At 35.4% G+C, this 22,258-nt stretch carries 23 protein-coding genes; 16 read left to right on the top strand and 7 right to left on the bottom strand.

The window, feature by feature from the left end; translation table 11 throughout:
- The 3 genes from K1I41_RS09105 to K1I41_RS09095 all read left to right on the top strand — a co-directional run bounded on the left by K1I41_RS09105 (position 1) and on the right by K1I41_RS09095 (position 2,175).
- Positions 1 to 486, top strand: a complete 486-nt coding sequence (locus K1I41_RS09105) for a hypothetical protein (RefSeq protein WP_220640045.1) — start codon at positions 1 to 3, stop codon at positions 484 to 486.
- 56 nt (positions 487 to 542) lie between these two features.
- Positions 543 to 1,040 carry a hypothetical protein gene (locus tag K1I41_RS09100; protein ID WP_220640044.1) on the top strand — a complete coding sequence of 166 codons (498 nt, stop codon included), beginning with the start codon at positions 543 to 545 and terminating at the stop codon, positions 1,038 to 1,040.
- 106 nt (positions 1,041 to 1,146) lie between these two features.
- Positions 1,147 to 2,175: a M28 family metallopeptidase gene (locus K1I41_RS09095; RefSeq protein ID WP_220640043.1), complete on the top strand. Its 1,029-nt coding sequence runs from the start codon at positions 1,147 to 1,149 to the stop codon at positions 2,173 to 2,175.
- Between the two features lie 54 nt (positions 2,176 to 2,229).
- Here the strand turns inward: K1I41_RS09095 and K1I41_RS09090 are convergent, their stop codons facing one another.
- Both K1I41_RS09090 and K1I41_RS09085 read right to left on the bottom strand, forming a co-directional pair.
- The gene (locus tag K1I41_RS09090; protein WP_220640042.1) at positions 2,230 to 2,475 is read right to left on the bottom strand and encodes a hypothetical protein; all 246 of its coding nucleotides are present in this window, start codon (positions 2,473 to 2,475) and stop codon (positions 2,230 to 2,232) included.
- Positions 2,476 to 2,765: 290 nt separating this feature from the next.
- Positions 2,766 to 3,137 carry a helix-turn-helix domain-containing protein gene (locus K1I41_RS09085; RefSeq protein WP_220640041.1) on the bottom strand — a complete coding sequence of 124 codons (372 nt, stop codon included), beginning with the start codon at positions 3,135 to 3,137 and terminating at the stop codon, positions 2,766 to 2,768.
- Between the two features lie 677 nt (positions 3,138 to 3,814).
- Between K1I41_RS09085 and K1I41_RS09080 the strand changes: the two genes are divergently transcribed.
- The 3 genes from K1I41_RS09080 to K1I41_RS09070 all read left to right on the top strand — a co-directional run bounded on the left by K1I41_RS09080 (position 3,815) and on the right by K1I41_RS09070 (position 4,937).
- Entirely contained in the window at positions 3,815 to 4,063 is a 249-nt protein-coding gene (locus tag K1I41_RS09080; RefSeq protein ID WP_220640040.1) for a hypothetical protein, read from the top strand.
- 94 nt (positions 4,064 to 4,157) lie between these two features.
- On the top strand, positions 4,158 to 4,601 hold the full coding sequence (locus K1I41_RS09075) for a DUF6146 family protein (RefSeq protein ID WP_220640039.1): 444 nt from the start codon (positions 4,158 to 4,160) through the stop codon (positions 4,599 to 4,601).
- 30 nt (positions 4,602 to 4,631) lie between these two features.
- Positions 4,632 to 4,937 carry a DUF6787 family protein gene (locus K1I41_RS09070; protein WP_220640038.1) on the top strand — a complete coding sequence of 102 codons (306 nt, stop codon included), beginning with the start codon at positions 4,632 to 4,634 and terminating at the stop codon, positions 4,935 to 4,937.
- Between the two features lie 31 nt (positions 4,938 to 4,968).
- On the opposite strand, the gene msrA is transcribed toward K1I41_RS09070, so the two are convergent.
- Positions 4,969 to 5,517 (bottom strand): peptide-methionine (S)-S-oxide reductase MsrA, encoded by a 549-nt coding sequence (gene msrA, locus K1I41_RS09065; RefSeq protein ID WP_220641850.1) that lies wholly within the window; start codon positions 5,515 to 5,517, stop codon positions 4,969 to 4,971.
- Between the two features lie 256 nt (positions 5,518 to 5,773).
- On the opposite strand from msrA, the gene K1I41_RS09060 reads away from it, so the two are divergent.
- From K1I41_RS09060 to K1I41_RS09015, 10 genes are all read left to right on the top strand, one after another.
- Entirely contained in the window at positions 5,774 to 6,439 is a 666-nt protein-coding gene (locus K1I41_RS09060; protein WP_220640037.1) for an ABC transporter ATP-binding protein, read from the top strand.
- 75 nt (positions 6,440 to 6,514) lie between these two features.
- On the top strand, positions 6,515 to 7,279 hold the full coding sequence (locus tag K1I41_RS09055) for a TIGR02757 family protein (protein WP_220641849.1): 765 nt from the start codon (positions 6,515 to 6,517) through the stop codon (positions 7,277 to 7,279).
- A gap of 94 nt (positions 7,280 to 7,373) precedes the next feature.
- Positions 7,374 to 8,834 carry a Na+/H+ antiporter NhaC gene (gene nhaC / locus K1I41_RS09050; RefSeq protein ID WP_220640036.1) on the top strand — a complete coding sequence of 487 codons (1,461 nt, stop codon included), beginning with the start codon at positions 7,374 to 7,376 and terminating at the stop codon, positions 8,832 to 8,834.
- A 90-nt stretch (positions 8,835 to 8,924) separates the two neighbouring features.
- A complete protein-coding gene (locus K1I41_RS09045) occupies positions 8,925 to 9,656 on the top strand; it encodes a class I SAM-dependent methyltransferase (RefSeq protein ID WP_220640035.1) in 732 nt (243 codons plus the stop codon).
- 2 nt (positions 9,657 to 9,658) lie between these two features.
- Positions 9,659 to 10,378: a ZIP family metal transporter gene (locus K1I41_RS09040; protein WP_220641848.1), complete on the top strand. Its 720-nt coding sequence runs from the start codon at positions 9,659 to 9,661 to the stop codon at positions 10,376 to 10,378.
- A gap of 24 nt (positions 10,379 to 10,402) precedes the next feature.
- Positions 10,403 to 11,218, top strand: coding sequence for an N-acetylmuramic acid 6-phosphate etherase (murQ, locus tag K1I41_RS09035; protein ID WP_220640034.1), 816 nt, complete (start codon positions 10,403 to 10,405; stop codon positions 11,216 to 11,218).
- A 10-nt stretch (positions 11,219 to 11,228) separates the two neighbouring features.
- Positions 11,229 to 11,423 carry a DUF6095 family protein gene (locus K1I41_RS09030; protein ID WP_255566908.1) on the top strand — a complete coding sequence of 65 codons (195 nt, stop codon included), beginning with the start codon at positions 11,229 to 11,231 and terminating at the stop codon, positions 11,421 to 11,423.
- Positions 11,424 to 11,477: 54 nt separating this feature from the next.
- A complete protein-coding gene (locus K1I41_RS09025) occupies positions 11,478 to 11,852 on the top strand; it encodes a DNA topoisomerase IV (protein WP_220640032.1) in 375 nt (124 codons plus the stop codon).
- Positions 11,853 to 11,862: 10 nt separating this feature from the next.
- Positions 11,863 to 12,636, top strand: a complete 774-nt coding sequence (locus tag K1I41_RS09020; RefSeq protein WP_220640031.1) for a TerC family protein — start codon at positions 11,863 to 11,865, stop codon at positions 12,634 to 12,636.
- 250 nt (positions 12,637 to 12,886) lie between these two features.
- On the top strand, positions 12,887 to 15,247 hold the full coding sequence (locus K1I41_RS09015; protein WP_220640030.1) for a T9SS type A sorting domain-containing protein: 2,361 nt from the start codon (positions 12,887 to 12,889) through the stop codon (positions 15,245 to 15,247).
- Positions 15,248 to 15,383: 136 nt separating this feature from the next.
- Here K1I41_RS09015 and K1I41_RS09010 read toward each other — a convergent pair whose 3' ends face one another.
- From K1I41_RS09010 to K1I41_RS08995, 4 genes are all read right to left on the bottom strand, one after another.
- Complete coding sequence (locus K1I41_RS09010; RefSeq protein ID WP_220640029.1) at positions 15,384 to 18,026, bottom strand: DNA gyrase/topoisomerase IV subunit A; 2,643 nt, start codon at positions 18,024 to 18,026, stop codon at positions 15,384 to 15,386.
- 108 nt (positions 18,027 to 18,134) lie between these two features.
- Positions 18,135 to 19,241, bottom strand: coding sequence for a PIN domain-containing protein (locus K1I41_RS09005; protein ID WP_220640028.1), 1,107 nt, complete (start codon positions 19,239 to 19,241; stop codon positions 18,135 to 18,137).
- A 19-nt stretch (positions 19,242 to 19,260) separates the two neighbouring features.
- Positions 19,261 to 21,114 carry a DNA topoisomerase IV subunit B gene (locus K1I41_RS09000; protein ID WP_220640027.1) on the bottom strand — a complete coding sequence of 618 codons (1,854 nt, stop codon included), beginning with the start codon at positions 21,112 to 21,114 and terminating at the stop codon, positions 19,261 to 19,263.
- A 104-nt stretch (positions 21,115 to 21,218) separates the two neighbouring features.
- Complete coding sequence (locus K1I41_RS08995; protein ID WP_220640026.1) at positions 21,219 to 22,184, bottom strand: transglutaminase domain-containing protein; 966 nt, start codon at positions 22,182 to 22,184, stop codon at positions 21,219 to 21,221.
- Between the last annotated feature and the right edge of the window lie 74 nt (positions 22,185 to 22,258).

The raw sequence follows: 22,258 nt of genomic DNA, 5'->3' as shown, positions 1-22,258 counted from the left end.
ATGTACAAAAAAAATCTATTAATATATATTGCTTTGCTTTTTTGTGGTTGTGGTAACGGTTTCTCACAATCGTTAACAACTGAAAGTACAACTACAAAAACCGATAGCATTTATAACGCAAAGTATAAGGAGTTTTATGAGAAGTTTTTAAATTATTATTGTTCAGAGCCTAATTTAAAAATGCGAAGGCTGTCTTATGAGTTCAAAAAAAAAATGAACTATAATGGTAATGACTTTGATATAATGTTACGTGGTTTGACTTGGGTAAAAGAGAATATTGACCGAACAGAATTTTCGAGCATAGAGGAAGCAGAAAGTGAATGGCAAGCCTATATAGACGCAAAAATGATAGATTGGAAAGAAAATTATGAATATCATAAATATTACGGAGAGTTTATAATGAAACATATTGATGTGTTTAAAGATGTGGTAAAAGATGTAAGAGCAAACCACCAAAGAACCACCAATCCTTGGCTCTTTGAGTAATAAAAAGCCAGAGTTAATACTCTGGCTTTTCTATCTAAAAAATTAAAATATATCCAATGCTAAAAAAATCACATTTTATCTGCTTCTTTTTATTTTTAATATGTAGCAGCGTTGCTTTTTCTCAAGAAATTTCGCCTTATTACCATATTTTGAAAAAGCAAGACTCAACTTTGGAAAATATTGGTTCGTACGATGAAGTTTACAAAGAATTAAAATCGCTTTATCTGAATCAACTTGATACCGAATCGTATAAAAGAAAAGCAAGGTTAAGGAATAAATTTTTTAGGAAAATGAATTACAAAGGTGACATTTCTGAAATAGCATTAGACCCTATACCATGGATTGAAAAAAATTATTTTGTGACAACTTTTACCAATATTGAGGAGGCAAAATCAGAATGGGAGATATATCTAACTGCACAGAAGGAAGACCGTTTAGAAAATGAGAAATACTACAAACTTCAGGTTGCTGCACTTATGAAATTCGGACCTAAAATAATAGTCAGTCTTATGGAAGATATTGTACTTTATCATCCTGATAAACTAAAACCATAATCATCAAAAGATATAAAAATAAAATAAAAAGCTGGAGTTTATACTCTGGCTTTTTATTTTTTGCACAATTAAGATTAAGTAATATATTTACTAAAATAAATTTTCTATGAAAAAAATATTGTTGCTGCCACTATCACTATTTGTACTATCGTGTAGTACCACACAGCTTGCACAGCATAAAGATTATGCAAAAGCAGATGTTGCAAAATACATGAATACTATTACGCCTGCTGATTTAGAAAAGCATTTGTACATAGTAGCTTCTGATGAAATGGAAGGGCGCGACACGGGGCAACAAGGGCAAAAAAACGCTGGAAAATACCTAATAAGCCAATACGAGGCAAACGGCATCTCTTACCCTACAATTGCAGATGGTTTTTACCAAAAAGTACCTTCGGAATTTATGGTGCGTAATTTTAGCCCTCGTTTAAACGACTCCGAAAATATATGGGCTTTTATACAAGGTACCGAAAAACCAGATGAAATATTGGTAATATCGGCACATTACGACCATGTTGGTATGAAAAATGGCGAGGTATACAATGGTGCCGACGATGATGGCTCGGGTACAGTATCGTTACTAGAAATTGCTCAGGCATTTATGGAAGCCAAAAAAGAAGGCTACGGACCAAAACGCTCTATATTATTTTTGCATGTTACTGGAGAGGAGTATGGTTTGCACGGTTCGCGCTACTATAGCGAAAATCCACTATTCCCGCTAAAAAACACCATAGCTAACCTAAATATTGATATGATTGGTCGTAGGGATGTTGAGCATAAAAACAATGGGAACTATGTATATGTTATTGGTTCGGACAGATTGAGTACGGATTTGCACAATATTAATGAGGCTGCTAATGCTAAATATACCCATTTAGAACTGGATTATACGTTTAACGACAGAAACGACCCCAATCAGTTTTATTACCGCTCAGACCATTACAATTTCGCAAAAAAAGGTATTCCAATTATATTTTACTTTAATGGTGTACATGCCGACTACCACCAACCTACAGATACGCCCGATAAAATTGAATACGACTTATTAGCAAAACGTGCACAACTTGCTTTTGTAACTGCTTGGGAACTGGCTAATCGTGACGAACGCCCCGTAGTAGATAAAGATGGAAAATAATAGTGTTACTTGTAATTGGTTATAAAAAAAGTACCTTAAAATAAAAAGACTCCGTTATTGGAGTCTTTTTGTTTTTTTAGAGAAATTATTTGAAACAAACAACATGAGTTTGTTCTTTTTATTTTTTATTAAAATATCCCAGTTAATAATTATGCCTGTTATACATATTGTCATTAATATGCCTAATAACGATACATAAATAAAATCGTTCAGACTATAAATTTCTGATACTTTATCCGAGAAAAAATACAAGGATATAAAAAACACAATAATAGAGAGTACTAGCGAGAATAGTTTCATAACCTTTTACTTTTAAATGAACAAAGCCTTTTTTTGATTGACAAATAAGAAACTATAAACTGAAAAACGTGTATTTTATTATTAATTAGTCAGTTAAAGTATAAATATTACCAATACCTTACACTACAAATGTAAGTATTTTTTAATAACAAACTACAAAAAAGCACTTTTTTTATTAACTAATGTTTAAAGTTTTTAACAATTTGTTGCACAAAACTACTATTTATGCAATAAAAAAGCAGGGTAATATAACCCTGCTACAGTTTATAAATTTAACTAAGAAAATGGTTTTATTTTTGTAAAAGAGTATCTATTGTAACTTTCATAGCTGCAATAGTTTCCTTTTGCGCCTCTATAGTTTTTAGCAGAGCCTCTTTTTCTGCTTCGTAAACAGGAGTTTCAGGTTCCGCAACTTCTGCTGTTGTATTTCCGCTAGTATACCCTTTATATTTTAGGTATAAATCCTGCGTAATAAATTCGTCGAGTGTAAGCTTAAATTCTTCACAGATTCTTTGCATCACTTCTATCTTAGGGTACGAAATACCTCTAATGTAAGTTCCTACAACGCTTTTCTTCAATCCAAACTTAGCACCAAACTCATCTTGCGACAAAAAATTATTTTCGCACAAATATTTGATATTTAATCCAATAAAGTTTTTCATTTTTAATATTAATAATATATTTGTAGATAATTAATCGTTTAAACAATTTAATTTCTAATCCTTATCTTTATAAATATAAAGAAATTTATTGCAAAAATATAATTTATGACAGTAAGTGACTTGTTAAAAGAAAGAAACAGAATGATTTTAGAACGTTATCACCAACTAAAACAGCTAAAAATGAAAAGTAATGACGCTAAAAAAATTATCAGTACTGAGTTTAATAACCTATCTCTATCTACAATTGATCAGGTTATATATAACAAGAACTATTCTAATAGTCCATATTCTAAAAAATAGGTACTTATAAAAGCAAAACTATAAAATACTACTGCTAATCTATTTATTTTATTATAGTTAACTGGTTATTAAACAACAATACACCTTTACAATTTATGAGTTTAAAATACTTTTAAAAGATCTTTTAGCTTTCTCATATTGTAGTATACTAAAGTCATTATTGAAAGGTGCTGTAATCAAAATTTAACATTTGGTACGTAAACGTTTAGAGTATTAATTAAGAAAAGGTTAAATTATACCGACGTATATAAACTTTAAGATAACCTTAGTACTCAGAGCCTATAGTAATGCCTAATTTAGTGGTGTAACAAAGGAAAAACAATATAAGTTGTTACCTTGTTATAGTACTAAAATATTTTAATAACTTAAAAAGATAAATGATGAGCAATACGAAAGTAGTAGCGGGCGTTGCCGCAGGAATTGCAGCATTAGCAGTAGTAGGAATAGTATTAAAGAAAAAAGGACATCTTGACGGACTATCTGCGAAAGCAGATGAACTAGGTAGTGATATTAAAGAGCGCTTTGCTAGCGTAAAAGACTATGCCCGTAAAAGGTTTGATGAAATAACACAAAAGGGAAGAGAAACTACTGAGGTAGCCCCAAAAGTAATAGAAACAAATGTATAAACAAGTATTATAAACTTGTTAAAATACTAAGTAAGATGGTTTTTCTGTAACAGGGAAGCCATCTTTTTTTTTAAATTTATACAAAATAAATTCTATGAAAAAGTGCATTGGTATAGTTGTAATGGGCATACTGCTATTTTTTAGCTGTAAACCACAAAAAAGTATTCAGAATCAATCATCTATTGCAAAGAAGGAAAATCCTACACAACTGGGCGACACGGTACGCATAGCCAATGACGAACTGGAATATGAAGTTATAATTATAGATCCTGGATTTAACGGATGGTTGGCATCCAGAGCGCAACGCAGAGGCTACTATGAGCAACCTTACTTAGAAATAAAAAACCAACGTTGGGTTACCGAGTGGAATATACGTGCCCGCACGCCACAACGCTATGGAAATTTATATTTAATGGAGATAGATTACAGACCTCAAATAGACTATGGTTACGAGGTAAATTATCTGCTTTATAATTACTTGGTATACTTTCAGCAAACCAACAAACAAAGGCTTGGCGGGGTTGTACCTGAGTTTTAAAACTGGTATCTTTGCTAGGAGGTATTTATTATGGAAAAACTAAAAAAACGTTGGGGCATAACAAGTAATTTTCAGCTTGTAGTTATTTTTATAGTGTTTGCTATTACAGGTTCAACATCAGCATACTTATCAAAACCTGTATTAGGGTACATGAATATAACTAAAGATACCCTACCATTATATATTTACATTCCGTTGTACCTAATACTCATTTTTCCGATATACCAAGTACTGCTTGTATTTTTCGGATTTATATCAGGACAGTTCAAATTTTTCTGGAATTTTGAAAAACGAATGCTTAAAAGCATAGGACTAGGATTTCTATTTAAAAAATAAAAAAGCCCCACTTGTAAGTGGGGCTTTTAGTTTATTGCTTTTTAAGCTTCGACTTATAATTCTTTTTAAGTTTTTCCAACTTTGGAGTTATCACCGCTTGGCAATAAGGTTGGTTTTGGTTTTGTGCATAATAATCCTGGTGATAATCTTCGGCAGCATAAAACGTACTAGCTTCAGATACTTTAGTAACTATTATTTTACCAAATATGTTCTGTTCTGTAAGTAGTTTAATAAAATTCTCAGCAGCTACCTTTTGCTCTGGAGTAGTGTAAAATATTTCGCTTCGGTACTGGGTTCCTACATCTGCCCCTTGTCTGTTCAACGTAGTGGGGTCGTGTGTAGCAAAAAACACTTCAAGTAAATCCTCATAAGCTACCTCATCCGGATTAAATATTATTTTAATCGCTTCGGCATGCCCTGTAGAACCACTACACACTTCTTTATAGGTCGGATTCTCTACTGTTCCTCCTATGTAGCCCGAAACTACTTCGGTAACTCCTTTTAAATCGGTAAAAAAAGCTTCGGTACACCAAAAGCATCCGCCAGCAAAAATGGCGGTTTCAGTTTTTGTATTCTCCATTATATTTGTGTTTTCTTTTTGGTCATTTAGTATATCGTCTTCCGCTATCGAATTTTTAGTATTCGATTGGCATGAAAATGATATCATTGTTAGTAATATTACTGTTGCTCTATTCATAATTAAGTTCAAAATTAATGATTCGTATTTGTAATTAAAGTTTGGTTAACGAAACTTTACAACAATTACACACGAAATATTGTGCCAAAAAAGCTGTATTGTTTTTTAAATTGTTTGTTTCTTTGTGAAAACTGTATGCATGATACAAGCAAAAAATATACATAAACATTACGGCAACCTGCATGTTTTAAAAGGGGTAAGCCTACACATAAAAAAAGGTGAAATTGTAGCTATAGTGGGCGCATCGGGTGCTGGAAAAACAACACTATTACAATTGCTGGGTACGCTGGACAGACCTAGTAAAGAAGAAGATACATTGTTACTAATTAATAACGAGAATGTATTGGATATGAAGGATAAGGTGCTATCTCGTTTTCGGAACCTGCAACTGGGGTTTATATTTCAGTTTCATCAATTACTCCCTGAATTTTCTGCGCTCGAAAATGTTTGCATACCTGGTTACATTGCCAATAAATCTAAAAGTGAAATAGAAACCGAAGCAAAACGATTATTGGAATACCTGGGGCTCTCGCACCGTATTAACCACAAGCCTGGCGAATTATCGGGTGGAGAACAGCAACGTGTGGCTGTAGCTAGAGCGTTAATTAATAATCCTGCTGTAATTTTTGCCGATGAGCCTTCGGGTAATCTTGATACGGCATCGGCTGAAAACCTTCATAAACTATTTTTTAAACTTCGTGATGAAATGGGACAAACTTTTGTAATTGTTACCCACAACGAAGAATTAGCTAATATGGCAGACCGAAAACTGGTAATGAGTGATGGTAAAATAATACAACAGTAACCAAGTATTTATCAAGCAATACAACTAGCGTAAAATAATTATTTAAAAGCTTTAGCTTATTTCATGACAACAAAAATAGTAGCAAACGAGCTAAAAGAATTTTTAGACGAAAAGGTAATATTGTATAATAAACCTGATTTTATTGAATCGGATCCGATACAAATACCCCATTTATTTACCGAAAAAGAAGATATTGAAATAGCGGGATTTTTGGCTGCTACCATTGCATGGGGTAATCGTAAGATGATTATTAACAATGCGCATAAAATGATGAACCTGATGGGTAACAGTCCATATGATTTTATAATGAATCATAAAGAGCATCATTTAGAGTCGTTAGCCACTTTTGTACACCGTACATTTAACGGAACCGACTTTACTACATTTGTAAAAGCATTAAAAAACATTTATACTAAACATAACGGGCTCGAAGCAGTATTCGAGAAAAGCCTAACCAGTAATAGCCTACAAAAAAGCATACACGAGTTTAAAAAAGTATTTTTTGAAATTGAACATGCACAGCGTACTCAAAAACATGTATCAGATCCCTTAAAAGGCTCAGCAGCCAAGCGTATTAATATGTTTTTACGTTGGATGGTACGTAACGATACTACAGGGGTAGATTTGGGTATTTGGAAAAGCATACCGCCTGCAGCCCTCTCCTGCCCGCTGGATGTGCATAGTGGTAACGTAGCCCGAAAACTAGGCATACTTACCCGTAAACAAAACGATGCCAAAGCGTTAGCTGAATTAGATGTACAATTGCGCTTAATGGATGCTAATGATCCTGTTAAATACGATTTTGCACTATTTGGTTTGGGTGTATTTGAGAAGTTTTAAAAACTAAATTTCATTTTTGCTATTAAATGTGCCTATTAAATTAGCATTAGTATAATTTTATTAAATTGCATTCTTTAATACCTGCATATTTTACATGGACAATACTCCTACTAGCACTCCCGAAGCCAAAAAGCTAATTAGCCTATGGCAAGCACTTATTCCTATTATACTCCTTATTATAATATTAGCCTATAACGTTTATGTTTATGGCGATGATGCCCTTAGCGGCTCTAACCAATTTGTTTTGCTTATTGGTGGGGCAATTGCAGCTATTGTAGGGTTTGCCAACAAGATACCCTATACAAAAATGCTCGAAAAGGTATCTAAAAACATAAAATCAACCGCAGGAGCCATATTAATACTACTACTGGTAGGCGCGCTTTCGGGTACATGGTTACTTAGTGGTATTATCCCCGCCATGATATACTATGGCTTGCAAATACTCAATCCCGATGTTTTTTTACCTGCCTGCGTAGTAATATGCTCCATAATATCCATTGCAACAGGCAGCTCATGGACAACCTCGGCAACCGTAGGTATAGCCTTAATTGGTATTGGTAATGCTATGGGTATTAACTCGGGTATGGTAGCTGGTGCAGTAATATCAGGCGCTTACTTTGGCGACAAAATGTCGCCCCTATCCGATACTACCAACCTTGCCCCTGCTATGGCAGGCACCGATTTGTTTACGCACATCCGTTATATGGCATTTACCACCGTACCTACGTACATTATAACACTAATTATTTTTGTAGTTCTGGGCATTACACAAACTACATCGGGCACCGCCGATGCTCCAGAAACGCTAGCAGCAATAAAAGAAAGTTTTACCATAAGCGGATGGTTATTTATTGTTCCACTTATTGTTATACTACTCATCGTAAAAAAAACTGAACCCCTTATAGCCCTTATGTTGGGCACATTATTGGGTGGGTTATTTGCGCTTATATTCCAACCCGAACTCGTAGCCAAAATAGGAGGCTCAAACATACTAAACTTTACATCGGGGTATAAAGGTGTAATGAATGCTATTACGGTAGAAACCACTGTACCTACTGATAACGAAATGCTGCAAGGACTGTTTACATCGGGTGGTATGAAGAAGATGATGGGAACCATTTGGCTCATACTATGTGCTATGGTTTTTGGTGGTGTTATGGAAGCTATTGGTGCGTTACGTACCATTAGTAATGCATTACTAAAAGTAGCAAAAGGTATATTTGGGTTATTTGCGAGTACCGTTGCTAGTTGCGCCGTGCTAAATGTAACAGCATCCGACCAATATCTTGCTATTGTAGTACCTGGTAAAATGTTTGCTGATGCCTATAAGGAAAAAGGACTTGCTCCAGAAAACTTGAGCCGAACCATCGAAGATTCGGGTACCGTAACATCGGTACTAGTACCTTGGAATACCTGCGGTGCTTACCAATCGGGTGTATTGGGTGTTGGTACACTCGAATACGTACCGTATGCTTTCTTTAATATTATTAGCCCAATAATGACACTTATTTTTGCCGCTTTTGGTATTAAAATAAGAAAACTAATTAAAAAATAACACCACTATCGCAACAAAGTTGCAATTATTTAAATTCTATGCTTGCGTTACGATAATTATTAATAAATTTGCACCCACAAATTATTGCTAATGCAAAAAGAGAACTGTAACTGGTTTGCATCGTGGTTCGATACACCTTACTATCATATATTATATAAAGACAGAGACTGCACTGAGGCTCGTGTTTTTATGGACAATCTTACTAACTATCTTAACTTACCAGAAAACGCTAAAATACTAGATTTAGCATGTGGTAAAGGTAGGCACTCTATTTACTTAAACGAATTAGGATACGACGTTACGGGAGCCGATTTATCTGAAAATAGCATCGCAGCAGCCTCAAAATTCAGCAATGATACGTTGCACTTTAAGGTGCACGATATGCGTGAGCCTTTTGAGGAAAAATTTGATGCTATATTTAATCTGTTTACGAGCTTTGGCTATTTTAAGCACGACGAAGATAACCTTACCACACTAAAAGCAATGCGCAATAGCCTTACCGAATATGGTTTTGCGGTAATTGATTTTATGAATGTTGATTACGTATTAAACAACCTTGTACCCGAAGAAGTTAAAACAGTTGAAGGTATCGATTTTCATATAAAACGTTACTACGAAGACAATCATATTATTAAAGAAATAAATTTTTTGGATAAAGGTAAAGAACACCATTATACCGAGTGCGTTAGGGCACTAACCCGCAACGATTTTGAAACCATGATGGAAAAAGCAGGTATTTACCTGCTGGATGTTTTTGGTGACTATAAGCTACGCAAATTCCACAAAAATGAGTCGGGACGTTTAATTATGATTTTTAAGTAATGATGATATACATCCTTCCACTACTATCGGTAGTTTTGGGTTACGCAGTTGCTTTAATATTAAAGCCAAGCAACAAAAAGAGTATTAAACTACTATTGGCGTTTAGTGGTGCATTTTTACTTTCGCTTACCGTAATGCACCTGTTGCCCGAAGTGTATGAAAGCGTATTACGAGGGCATGAAGGGCACAATCATGGGCATAACCACAACCACAATAACCCAGTAGGGTTATTTATAATGATTGGGATAATATTCCAAATTATACTGGAGTATTTCTCTAAAGGTGCAGAGCATGGGCATGTACATGGGCAAGGGCATGAACACAGTAGCAGTATGCCATGGTTGTTATTTATTAGTTTGTGTATCCATGCATTGCTGGAGGGAATGCCAGTAAGCCATCATCACGATTTAGCTTGGGGTATTGCCATACACCACTTCCCTATTGCCATTATACTTACTGCTTTTTTTGTTAATTCGGGACTTAATAAAACAGCCATTTTATTGTTTATGGTGGCATTTGCTGTAATGACTCCTCTAGGTACTTTAATCTCAGATCAGTTATCGTTTATAAGCCGTTATTATACCGAAATATCTGCTATTGTAATTGGTATACTCTTTCATATATCATCTACAATAATATTTGAAAGTAGCGAAGGGCATAAATTTAATTTGGCGAAACTTTTAGTTATTATATTAGGCGTTATTATGGCATATTTTCTATAATTTTACGCTAAATGTAATTTAAGCATGTCTTTTACACGAACTACAGAGGAAAGCTCTAAATATGAACATCTAGAAAAAATGTCGGTAGCAAACCTGCTACACAACATTAACAACGAAGATAAAACCGTTCCGCTTGCTGTAGAAAAAGCATTACCACAAATAGAAAGCTTAGTAACCAAAATAATAACACAACTAAAAAAGGGTGGCAGGCTATTTTATATTGGTGCAGGTACTAGCGGACGTTTGGGTATTGTAGATGCCTCAGAGTGCCCTCCTACCTTTGGTGTTCCTTTTGATGTTGTTATTGGTATTATTGCTGGAGGCGATACCGCAATACGAAAAGCAGTAGAATTTGCCGAAGACGATAAAACCCAAGCTTGGCAAGATTTAAACGAGTACAGTATTACCAGTAATGATATTGTTGTAGGCATAGCAGCATCGGGTACTACCCCTTATGTAATTGGCGGATTGGAACAATGCAATGCTAATGGCATTGCTACAGGTTGCATTACCTGTAATGCAGGCAGCCCACTAGCAGCCGTAGCACAATACCCTATTGAGGTAGTAACAGGTGCTGAGTTTGTTACGGGAAGTTCCCGAATGAAAGCGGGTACAGCGCAAAAATTGGTACTCAACATGATATCTACAGCAGCAATGATTCAGTTAGGGCGCGTTAAAGGAAACAAAATGGTAGATATGCAACTTAGTAACCATAAGTTAGTTAATCGTGGTATACGTATGATAATGGACGAGCTAAACATTTCTGAAACCGAAGCCACTACCCTACTTAACAAACATAAAAATGTACGAACCGCAATAGAACATTATGCCAACAGATAGAAAAATATTGATGAAAGGACTTTCATTTATGGCGTGGGCAATACCCCTATTTTTTGTAGGTCCTACCATAATACACAGTTCCTTTAAAAATCAAGGGCACCCGCTTTACATACCCGTGCTAGGCTTGGGCATTATTTTTTGCCTGTTAGGCATGCTTATGTTTGCCAGAGGGATAAAAACCATAATGAAAAGTATGTTTGGATAAGGTAAACCGAAACTTTGCCGATGAAGCCTCAAAAAAATTAAATAATTCGAAATAATGAACCGATTATTATTATGTTTACCACTATTATTACTGTTGGCATCTTGTTACAACCAAGAAAGGGATTGTACCACGTTTAAAACAGGTAAATTTAAATTTGAATATGATATTGATGGCGAAAAAAAAGTAACTTACTTTGAGCGTAATGATAGTATAGAAATTGAAACGTTTGAAGGGAAAGTAGATACCTCATCAGTACGCTGGATAAATGATTGTGAGTATGTATTAAAAAAAATACACCCTAAAAATATGCAGGAGGAAAAAGCAGTACACATGAAAATTTTAACTACACAAGACGATTCGTACACGTTTGAATTTTCTATTGTGGGCGATACTAACAAACAAAAAGGAACTGTTACTAAAATAAATTAATATATAAACTATGGATTTTTTAGCCAATCCTGATACTTGGATATCACTACTAACACTAACATTTCTGGAAATTATACTCGGTATCGATAACATTATTTTTATATCTATTGTAACAGGAAAATTACCCGAAGAGAAAAGAAAACGCGCTACACGCATCGGTTTATTCCTCGCCATGTTTATGCGTATTGCCATGCTATTTGGTATTACCCTACTTATAGCCATGAAGGCATCGTTATTTGATATTAACTGGGGCTTTTTCAGCGCAAGTTTTACGGGGCAAGCACTCATACTGTTTTTAGGTGGACTATTCTTAATATACAAGAGTACCAAAGAAATTCGTGAAAAGGTAGACTATAAGGGTGAAGAAGAAAAATCGCTTGGCGAACAAGCCAAAAAGTCGTTCTCGAATGTAATTGTGCAAATATTACTTATCGACCTTATTTTCTCGGTAGATTCTATACTTACCGCTGTAGGTATGACTAACGGACTGGAAGGTGCGCTTTATATTATGATTACCGCAGTAGTAATATCGGTAGGTGTTATGATGTTATTTGCCGTACCTGTAGGCAAGTTTGTAAATGCCAACCCATCCATACAAATACTAGGGCTTGCCTTTTTAATTCTTATTGGGTTTATGCTAATTACAGAAAGTATGCACCTATCTAACGCTGAACTTGCAGGGCAACATGTTGGTGCGGTACCAAAAGGTTACTTATATTTTGCCATCGCTTTTTCGCTAGCAGTAGAATTTTTAAACATGAAAATGAGGAAGAAAAAACAATAAATAGTAAACTACAAATAGTAATAACCCCAGAAGCTGCCTAATATTAGGCGGCTTCTTTTTTTATCAATTTTACTATAAAATAACACTATTAACAATAAAACAATAATTAAAATCCTACATATCAGAATTATACTTAATTTTTAACATTTTAAAGCAAAAGTTAATTATTTCTTATAATTAGACTTCTAATGCATTTAAAACAGTTTTGTTTATCTAATTTTGATTAATGTTAAACAAAAAAATATAACTCATGAAAAATTTTACAAACGTATTTATGGTGTTACTTTCGCTTTTTAGTGTGGCGGCAGTAGCCCAAACAGCAAGGGTTCAAGTAATCCACAATTCTGCAGATCTTGCTGCAGAGGTGGTAGATGTATACTTAGATGATAACATCCTTATTGATAATTTCGAATTCCGTACTGCCTCAGGTTTTGTTGATATTGATGCTGGTGTGGAAATCTCGATTGATGTAGCACCTGCTAACAGTACATCATCTGCAGAAAGCCTTTACAACCTAACCACTACACTTATGGATGGCGAAACGTATATACTTGTTGCAAACGGTATTGTTAGCGATACAGGATATATGCCTGATCAACTATTTGAATTATCAGTATTTGCTGGAGCTAGAGAAACAGCAATGGGTGCTAATCAGGTAGATATGCTGATACACCATGGCTCAACAGATGCTCCTACGGTAGATGTTGTTGAAACAAGTGTACCTGTAGGTACTATACTTAATAATATATCGTACCCATCGTTTGATGACGCTTATTTAGAGTTAATAGAAGATGATTATATTATTGACATAACAGACGAATCTGGAGCTAATGTAGTAGCTTCGTACCAAGTACCATTAGCAGAGCTAGAGCTTGCTGGAAGTGCTATAACAGCTCTGGCAAGTGGTTTCCTAGACCCTTCTATGAATAGTAATGGTCCAGCATTTGGTATATGGGTAGCAACTGCTGCTGGTGGACCACTACTTGAACTACCATTAGCAACAGCTAAAGTACAGGTAATACATAACGCAGCAGACCTTGGTGCAACACCTGTTGATGTATATCTTGATGATGAGATGCTTATTGACAATTTTATGTTCCGTACGGCGAGTGCTTTTGTAAATGTACCTGCAGATACCCCAATATCAATAGATGTAGCGGGTGGCGGTAGTGCATCATCAGCAGACAGTATATACAACCTTACTACAACACTGGAGCCAGGAGGAACATATATAATTGTTGCTAACGGTATTGTAAGTGACTCTGGTTATAGCCCAGATAGTGCTTTTGAGTTATATGTTTATGATATGGGTAGAGAAATGGCAATGAACGGTGCAAATACTGATGTACTGGTATTCCATGGGGCTACAGACGCTCCTATAGTTGATGTAACAGCTAACGGAGTGGGAGTATTAGTAGATAATATTCAGTACGGCGAATTCGAAGAAAACTACCTTGAGTTGCCTACTGCAAACTATACGTTAAATGTTACCACACCAGACGATAACATAGTAATAGCAGCATACGAAGCTAATTTAGCCGACCTAAGTTTAGATGGAGCAGCAATTACAGTATTAGCCAGCGGTTTCCTTAACCCTGATGTTAATAGTAACGGTCCAGCTTTTGGGTTATGGGCTGCTACAGCTAATGGTGGAGCACTTGTTGAATTACCACAAATAACTACAGCAAGAGTACAAGTAATACACAATGCAGCAGATTTAGGTGCAGCAGTAGTAGATGTATACTTAGATGATAATATGCTGATTAATAATTTTGAATTCCGTACGGCAAGTGCATTTATTGATGCACCAGCTGGAGAGGCAATATCTATAGATGTAGCAGGTGCCGATAGTGCCTCTTCTGCAGAAAGTATTTATAACCTTACCACAACATTAACGCCAGGACAAACCTATGTACTTGTAGCTAATGGTATTGTAAGTGAAAATGGATACTCTCCTAGTACACCTTTTGAAATTTATGTATATGGCATGGGTAGAGAAACAGCTACAGATGGTGCAAATACAGATGTACTAGTATTCCATGGTGCTACTGATGCACCAATGGTAGATGTAACAGCAAACGGTGCAGGTATACTTGTGGATGATATAGAATATGGTGAATTTGAAGACATGTATCTTGAATTGCCTACAGCTAATTACGTACTTAACGTAACAACTGCAGATGGTGGTAGCACAGTAGCATCATACGAAGCAAATTTAGCTGACTTAAGTTTAAATGGAGCAGCAATTACAGTATTGGCAAGTGGTTTTCTTAGTCCTGGTGATAATAGTAATGGTCCTGGATTCGGATTATGGGCTGCTACAGCTACAGGCGGAGGTCTTGTAGAGTTAACAGCATTACCACTTAGTGTAACAGATTTTGAGAGTGATAATTTTGTAATATACCCTAACCCAGCATCGTCAACATTAACAATAAATGCACCATTTGCAGATACTGTTGATTATATTATTTACGATATGTCGGGTAGAAGTGTTATGAGTGCCAACACATCGGGCACTATAGATGTAAACGGATTGCAGAATGGTATGTATATGTTACAGCTAAATGCAAACGGTGTAACATCGCAACAAAAAATTGTAATTAGAAAGTAATAGTTTTTTTATATATGAGTGTTAAGAAGCTACCCTGTTAGCAATTGGTAGGGTAGTTTCTTTTAAAGAAGTTCCACTAAAAAAGGCGATAACTATAATGGTTATCGCCTTTTTATTATTGCAAACTATAATTTATTTAATCCAAACTCATGGTAATCTGTCCATCATCTTCCTCTTTCCCATCAGGGGTAGTATCGGCAGATAGTGTATCTTCATCTTTAACCTCCATCTCTTCAGGTATTTCTTCCTCTGGAGCTTCAAAAGGTAACGGTTCCAACAAGTTTATTTGCCGTACTTTATCCGTCGTAATTTGGTTACCCAGTGCCTTAATACCTTTTACAGCAATAAAATCTTCCAAACTAGTAACCAAAGCCTCTTTTTGTACCCCTCTAACTTTGGAGAATATAATCTCAGCAACAGGACGGTAATCCGTAGATACAATTTCGAGTTGCGAGTTAGGATGTTCGGTAATAAATACTTCCTCTTTGTTTTCGTTTTCTATTAAAAAGCGTTTTACGTAATAGCGCTCCTTCTCACCATCGTAATATATAGCAGAAATTGGTTTTTTGGGCACCCACTTTTCCAATACTATCATACCATCGTCAAAATGTGTAGTAAGTTCTGGTATAATTGTTTTTACTTTACCCGACTGATTTACAATTAACAACCTATCGTTAGCACGGAACTCTCCAAGTAGTTCTCCTCTACCCTCTACGTTAAGGCGTTGTACCGTATCGTCAAACCAAATACGTCGTGGTTTTAAGGTAGAAATCCCTTTTTCTTTCAGTTCTATCTTACGTATAGGGTATTTGGTAACCGTATTACCACGCGAAGCACGTCCTTTAATACCAATATCGGCAAAATCAATTTCAAATTTCAGTTTTTTAATGCTGCCTACCTGACGCAATAATACAGTTACTACTTCGGCCTCCCCATTAGGATTGCCTGAAAAATATAGTACCTGTGAGCCTTTTGTACCTGTAGTTAAATCGTACAGTTTATCACGGGTTATTGCAGTAACATTAAACCGTTTTACATAGGATGGTCCTGGTTTACCGTCACGATAAATCATATTATAGGTAGTACGCTTGTCGCTCTTATCAAAAATAGATATGTATATAATATCTTTCCCTACAAAGGTTTTTACGTCTACTTTGGTAACCATCATGCTACCATCGCGTAAAAAAACAATAACATCATCAATATCACTACAATCAGCTACGTATTCGTCTTTTTTTAAACCTGTACCTATAAAACCTTCGGCGCGGTTTACATACAGTTTTGTATTGCGCAGTACTACTTTAGTAGCCTCTATAGTATCAAAACTCCTTAATTCTGTTTTGCGCTCCCTACCCTTACCATATTTGGTTTTAAGGTTCTGGAAATAGGCGATAGCAAAATCGGTAAGGTTTTCCAAATCGTGTTTTACCTGTGCTATACTAGCTTCTAAAGCCTCTATTTTCTCTTGGGCTTTATCAATATCGAATTTAGAGATCCGCTTTATGCGTATTTCGGTAAGCCTAACAATATCTTCTTCGGTTACAGCGCGCTTTAAGTGTTTTGTAAATGGTTTTAAACCTTCATCAATCGCTTTAATAACACCCTCCCAAGTTTCTTCTTCCTCTATAAGGCGGTAAATTCTGTTTTCGATAAAAATACGCTCTAACGACTGGAAATGCCATTGCTCTTCGAGTTCGTCAAGCTGAATTTCTAATTCTCGTTTTAAAAGGTCAACCGTACGTTGGGTAGATATTTTAAGCATATCTCTTACCCCAATAAACAGTGGTTTATGGTTCTCGATAACGCAACCTAATGGTGCTACCGATGTTTCGCAGGCTGTAAAGGCATACAATGCATCTATCGTTTTATCGGGCGATACTCCTGTTGGCAAATGGATTACAATTTCCACTTCGGCAGCAGTATTATCCTCGATTTTCTTTATTTTGATTTTACCTTTATCATTCGCTTTTAAAATACTATCTATAAGCGAAGTAGTATTGGTACTAAAAGGTATTTGGGTAATAACAAGTGTACTTTTATCCAGTTGCGATATGCGTGCGCGCACCCGTACCCTACCACCACGCATACCATCGTTATAGCCAGAAACATCGACAATACCTGCCGTTGGAAAATCGGGGTATAGGGTAAACGGTTTATTTTTTAAGATTTTTATTGAGGCATCTATAAGCTCGTTAAAATTGTGTGGTAATACTTTGGTAGATAAACCTACAGCAATACCCTCTGCACCTTGTGCTAGTAGTAATGGGAATTTTACAGGTAGGTTTATCGGTTCGTTACGCCTACCATCATAGGATAGTTGCCATGGTGTAATTTTAGGGCTATATAAAACATCAAGCCCAAATTTAGAAAGGCGTGCCTCTATATAACGCGAGGCCGCAGCACCATCGCCTGTAAGGATGTTACCCCAGTTCCCTTGTGTATCTATCAATAAATCTTTCTGCCCTATTTGTACCATGGCATCGCCAATACTCGCATCGCCGTGTGGGTGATACTGCATGGTATGCCCTACTACATTGGCTACCTTATTATAACGCCCGTCGTCCAGCTCTTTAAGTGAGTGCATTATACGACGTTGTACGGGTTTAAAGCCATCCTCTATGGCAGGTACGGCACGCTCTAGTATAACATAGGAGGCATAATCCAGAAACCAGTCTTTATACATACCAGTTACTTTAGTAATGGTATCCTGCTGCTCGGGATGCTCCTGTTTATCGTAAAAGTGTTCTCCTTCTAAAGGTTCTAAATTATCTTCGCTCATTAATAAATCTATCTTAAATACCTAAAATTATTCTAGTTCCTTAAATCAAACGTAGTTATTGCGAATTTTTATCGCCACTATCTAAACCTTCAATTGATATACTAATGTTCAATCTTTTTCGATAGGTGGATTTATATAAGGATTTTTCAAAATTATCTCATCAAATTCTCCAATTACGATATCTAATTCTTGATCTTCCTTAATTTCTTCGATATTAACAACAATAGTTTTACGTAGGGTAATTGGGACAATATCTTCAATGAGATAATAATGTTTATTATGATCTGAACCACTAGGCAAATAATCATAAATCCAATAATCAGCTTTGAATACATAAAAATATATAGAAGCAATACCATCAATAGAAATTGGAACGTAAAATTTATCATCAATAAATTCTATCTCATCTTTCTCAATTTTCAATTTTGAGTCATCAATTGCAACTACAGTGACTTCGCCACCATCAGACGGAAAGTCGGTTTCATAAAGTTCAAGATAATTAACTCTACTAATATATTCATAAACTGCATCTTCAAAATTGTCTTCATAATCTAACATTAATTCTTTAGCATCTTCAATTTTCTTAAGTTCCAACAATTTATTATATTTCTGTTTCAATAATAGAAATTCGCTATTCTTTAAAAATGTTTCTATGCTTTCGTGAGTAATAATATTTGGTAAATTGCTATTACATATACATCTTAATTTTTTATCTCCTGAAATTAAATGTACAGGTCTGGTAGAAGCTATTTTTTTTATAGTTTGAAAAATAAAAGCATCAGGAATATCACCCCTGCTTTTTACTGATTTGAAAGGTATATCTCCATTAAAATATGCATTAAATACAATGATACTTTCTTTTTCATCAAACTGATACAATTTTGCTTTAGAAGTTTTGATAAATTCTAGCCAGAGATTTTTATTTGAATCTTCAGCTTTGTCAAAAAGTTTTTCAATTTCGTCAGCTAATTTCTTTGCTGTTTCGTAATCATAAGGAGATATACCTTTTCTATTAAAAGCTTCTAGTGAATTTTTGATTTTATTCAATTCGGTTTTTAATTCTTTGACGCTTGTAGTAGTAGATTCTTTATATACAAACCAAGGTATATGAAGATTTAATAAATTAAAATGCCCCATATCTTTTAGAAGAGCTAATTCGCTTTTATTTAATCCCCTATCTTTCCTAAATTCTGTACTATCAATAATTATATTCATATAGAGTCAGCTTACACGATTATTCTTCCAAAACATCCAATTCCACTTTCAAATTATTAATAATAAACTCCTGTCGGTCGGGTGTATTCTTACCCATATAAAACTCCAATAATTTTTGTATGGATGTAGCACTATCTAGCATTATAGGGTCTAAACGTATATCCTCACCTATAAAAAATTTAAATTCATCAGGCGATATTTCTCCTAGTCCTTTAAATCGTGTTATTTCTGGTTTTCCAGTTAATTTATTAATGGCTGCCCTACGCTCTTCTTCGCTGTAGCAATATATTGTTTCTTTTTTATTTCGTACTCTAAATAAAGGGGTTTGCAAAATGTACAGATGCCCCTCTTTAATTAACTCTGGAAAAAACTGTAAAAAGAAGGTAATTAACAACAGGCGTATGTGCATACCATCTACATCGGCATCGGTAGCAATAACAATGTTATTGTACCGCAGGTTTTCCATGTCCTCCTCTATGTTGAGTGCTGCTTGTAACAAATTGAACTCTTCATTTTCGTACACAATCTTTTTACTCATTCCATACGAGTTTAGCGGCTTACCACGCAAACTAAATACGGCTTGTGTATTTACATCTCTGGATTTTGTTATGGAGCCCGAAGCCGAATCTCCCTCGGTTATAAACAGGGTACTCTCTAAACTACGGGAATTTTTAGTATCGGTAAGGTGTACACGGCAATCGCGCAGTTTTTTGTTGTGTAAACTCGCTTTTTTGGCTCTTTCGCGGGCTATTTTACGAATGCCCGAAAGTTCTTTACGCTCGCGCTCTGCCTGTAATATTTTTTTAAGTAATGCTTCGGCTACCTCTGGGTTACGGTGCAAAAAGTTATCGAATCTTGTCTTAACAAAATCGTTTATAAAAGTACGTACCGTAGGCAAATTAGGTCCCATATCGGTAGAGCCCAATTTGGTTTTAGTCTGCGATTCAAATACGGGTTCTTCCACCTTTACACTAATAGCACTTACTATGGATTTACGAATGTCGGCAGCCTCAAAACTTTTACCGTAAAACTCTTTAACCGTTTTTACAATGGCTTCTCTAAAGGCACTAAGGTGTGTACCTCCTTGGGTAGTATTCTGTCCATTTACAAACGAATAATACTCCTCACTATACTGCGTTTTGCTGTGCGTTATAGCTAGTTCAATATCTTCGTCTTTTAAATGAATTATAGGGTATATTCTGTCCTCTTCATTTATATTTTCGCCCAGTAGGTCTTTTAAACCGTTGTCCGAGTGGTATTTTTCTCCGTTATAGATTATTGTAAGCCCCGTGTTGAGGTAACAATAATTTTTGAGCATTTTTATAATATACTCATTACGGTATTTGTAGTTTTTAAATATGGTTTCGTCAGCAATAAAACTAACTTTAGTTCCTTTGCGCTTAGTGGTATCAATAACATCTTCATCAAGGGTTATTTTACCTCCCGAAAATTCGGCTGCTTTTTGCTGGTTATCCCGAACGGATTCTACACGAAAATAGGTAGATAATGCATTTACTGCTTTTGTACCTACCCCGTTTAATCCAACAGACTTTTTGAATGCTTTAGAGTCGTACTTACCTCCTGTATTCATTTTAGATACTACATCGACAACTTTACCTAAAGGAATACCTCTACCGTAGTCGCGCACAGTAACGGTTTTATCTTTAACGGTAACCTCTATGGTTTTACCACTGCCCATTACAAATTCGTCAATGGAGTTATCTAATACTTCTTTTAGGAGTATATAAATACCATCGTCGGGCGATGAACCGTCGCCCAATTTACCGATATACATACCAGGACGCATACGGATATGTTCCTTCCAGTCGAGTGAACGGATATTATCTTCAGTGTACTGATTCTGCTCCAGCATAAAATTTAATGGATTTTATGCTAATGTAGTATATATGGGCAAAAAATGAAAGTATGTAGTAAGAAACTTATTAAGAGAACGCAGTTAATAACATTGGTTTGGTACTACGATTTATTGATTTTATACGATAGTACTGATTTTTCGTTAATGTAAATGGTTAAAATACCTAACGAAGTAGCTGTTAACGGTACCTCAAACTCAGCAATACCGTTATTAAAAGTAGGTTCAACTAATTTAAATTGTTTATTTTCTACAAATACGTAAGCTATTTCATCAGTAGGTTTTACGTTTTTAATTTTCACTTTTAATGTACCTTGTTTTGGGGTAAATATTCCTGTGGTTGGGGTAAGTAACTCGTAACCGCCCATGTGGTAATTACCGTAATATAACGGAAGTTGTGCAAACTGTTTTTTGGTGGTGTTGGCAAACAACCACGTATCGTTATCGGGGTAATGGTTTAAAACAAAAACTTCTGGGTCAGTAAGGAAATATTTATCGTTAAACCTAAACTCAAATTTTTGTGTATTACCTATTACTGCGCCTGCGCCCCAAGTGACATCTACTAATTTCCACTCGTTGTTTATTTTAACGGCATTCCAAGCATGGTCGGTAATATCTGGAAATCTGCCAATGTGGCTTGGGTGCGATTTGGCTGTGCCCGATATTAAAACAGCTTCTAACCCTACCTTTTCGGCAAGTATCATAAAAAGGGTAGAATATCCTTGACAAACGCCTTTTTTAGAGTGTAAGGTTGTATTGGCTAGGTCGTCTTTCATTTTTTGCTGCTTGGCAATACGCTCTTCTTCTGACGAATAGGAAAACCCTACACGTTTTTGCGCCTTGCCTACCGATGCTAAATCGTAACGTATGTTAAGTGCTATCCAAGTAAATATAGCACGTGCCTTTTCATCTTCGCGAGTAAAATCGTTATTAATGCGTTCGGCAAGCCTATTGGCATTGGTAAATGAACGTGGGTATTTTTTTACCGTTGCATCAACTTTTTGGTAGTCTTGTGCAAAAGTGTTTGATATAAATAATAACAGCAGAAGTGTAAATAGTAATTTTTTCATGATTTTTTACTACCAATAATCCTGCCAAGTAAACAAAAATGCTATTCCTTATAATGATAAAAAATTCCTTTATC

Source organism: Flavobacterium litorale (assembly GCF_019613795.1).
Lineage (GTDB): Bacteria > Bacteroidota > Bacteroidia > Flavobacteriales > Flavobacteriaceae > Flavobacterium > Flavobacterium litorale.
This window is presented reverse-complemented; position numbering and strand designations above follow the sequence as displayed.

Excerpts from the sequence above, each read along its gene's own strand:
- K1I41_RS09015 (WP_220640030.1), top strand. The coding sequence starts at position 12,887 with ATGAAAAATTTTACAAACGTATTTATGGTGTTACTTTCGCTTTTTAGT.
- K1I41_RS09045 (WP_220640035.1), top strand. The coding sequence starts at position 8,925 with ATGCAAAAAGAGAACTGTAACTGGTTTGCATCGTGGTTCGATACACCT.
- K1I41_RS09060 (WP_220640037.1), top strand. The coding sequence starts at position 5,774 with ATGATACAAGCAAAAAATATACATAAACATTACGGCAACCTGCATGTT.
- K1I41_RS09100 (WP_220640044.1), top strand. The coding sequence starts at position 543 with ATGCTAAAAAAATCACATTTTATCTGCTTCTTTTTATTTTTAATATGT.
- K1I41_RS09070 (WP_220640038.1), top strand. The coding sequence starts at position 4,632 with ATGGAAAAACTAAAAAAACGTTGGGGCATAACAAGTAATTTTCAGCTT.
- K1I41_RS09105 (WP_220640045.1), top strand. The coding sequence starts at position 1 with ATGTACAAAAAAAATCTATTAATATATATTGCTTTGCTTTTTTGTGGT.
- murQ (WP_220640034.1), top strand. The coding sequence starts at position 10,403 with ATGTCTTTTACACGAACTACAGAGGAAAGCTCTAAATATGAACATCTA.
- K1I41_RS09020 (WP_220640031.1), top strand. The coding sequence starts at position 11,863 with ATGGATTTTTTAGCCAATCCTGATACTTGGATATCACTACTAACACTA.
- K1I41_RS09040 (WP_220641848.1), top strand. The coding sequence starts at position 9,659 with ATGATATACATCCTTCCACTACTATCGGTAGTTTTGGGTTACGCAGTT.
- K1I41_RS09095 (WP_220640043.1), top strand. The coding sequence starts at position 1,147 with ATGAAAAAAATATTGTTGCTGCCACTATCACTATTTGTACTATCGTGT.
- K1I41_RS09090 (WP_220640042.1), bottom strand. The coding sequence starts at position 2,475 with ATGAAACTATTCTCGCTAGTACTCTCTATTATTGTGTTTTTTATATCC.
- K1I41_RS09000 (WP_220640027.1), bottom strand. The coding sequence starts at position 21,114 with ATGCTGGAGCAGAATCAGTACACTGAAGATAATATCCGTTCACTCGAC.
- msrA (WP_220641850.1), bottom strand. The coding sequence starts at position 5,517 with ATGGAGAATACAAAAACTGAAACCGCCATTTTTGCTGGCGGATGCTTT.
- nhaC (WP_220640036.1), top strand. The coding sequence starts at position 7,374 with ATGGACAATACTCCTACTAGCACTCCCGAAGCCAAAAAGCTAATTAGC.
- K1I41_RS09080 (WP_220640040.1), top strand. The coding sequence starts at position 3,815 with ATGATGAGCAATACGAAAGTAGTAGCGGGCGTTGCCGCAGGAATTGCA.
- K1I41_RS09005 (WP_220640028.1), bottom strand. The coding sequence starts at position 19,241 with ATGAATATAATTATTGATAGTACAGAATTTAGGAAAGATAGGGGATTA.
- K1I41_RS09030 (WP_255566908.1), top strand. The coding sequence starts at position 11,229 with ATGAAAGGACTTTCATTTATGGCGTGGGCAATACCCCTATTTTTTGTA.
- K1I41_RS09075 (WP_220640039.1), top strand. The coding sequence starts at position 4,158 with ATGAAAAAGTGCATTGGTATAGTTGTAATGGGCATACTGCTATTTTTT.
- K1I41_RS09010 (WP_220640029.1), bottom strand. The coding sequence starts at position 18,026 with ATGAGCGAAGATAATTTAGAACCTTTAGAAGGAGAACACTTTTACGAT.
- K1I41_RS09025 (WP_220640032.1), top strand. The coding sequence starts at position 11,478 with ATGAACCGATTATTATTATGTTTACCACTATTATTACTGTTGGCATCT.
- K1I41_RS08995 (WP_220640026.1), bottom strand. The coding sequence starts at position 22,184 with ATGAAAAAATTACTATTTACACTTCTGCTGTTATTATTTATATCAAAC.
- K1I41_RS09085 (WP_220640041.1), bottom strand. The coding sequence starts at position 3,137 with ATGAAAAACTTTATTGGATTAAATATCAAATATTTGTGCGAAAATAAT.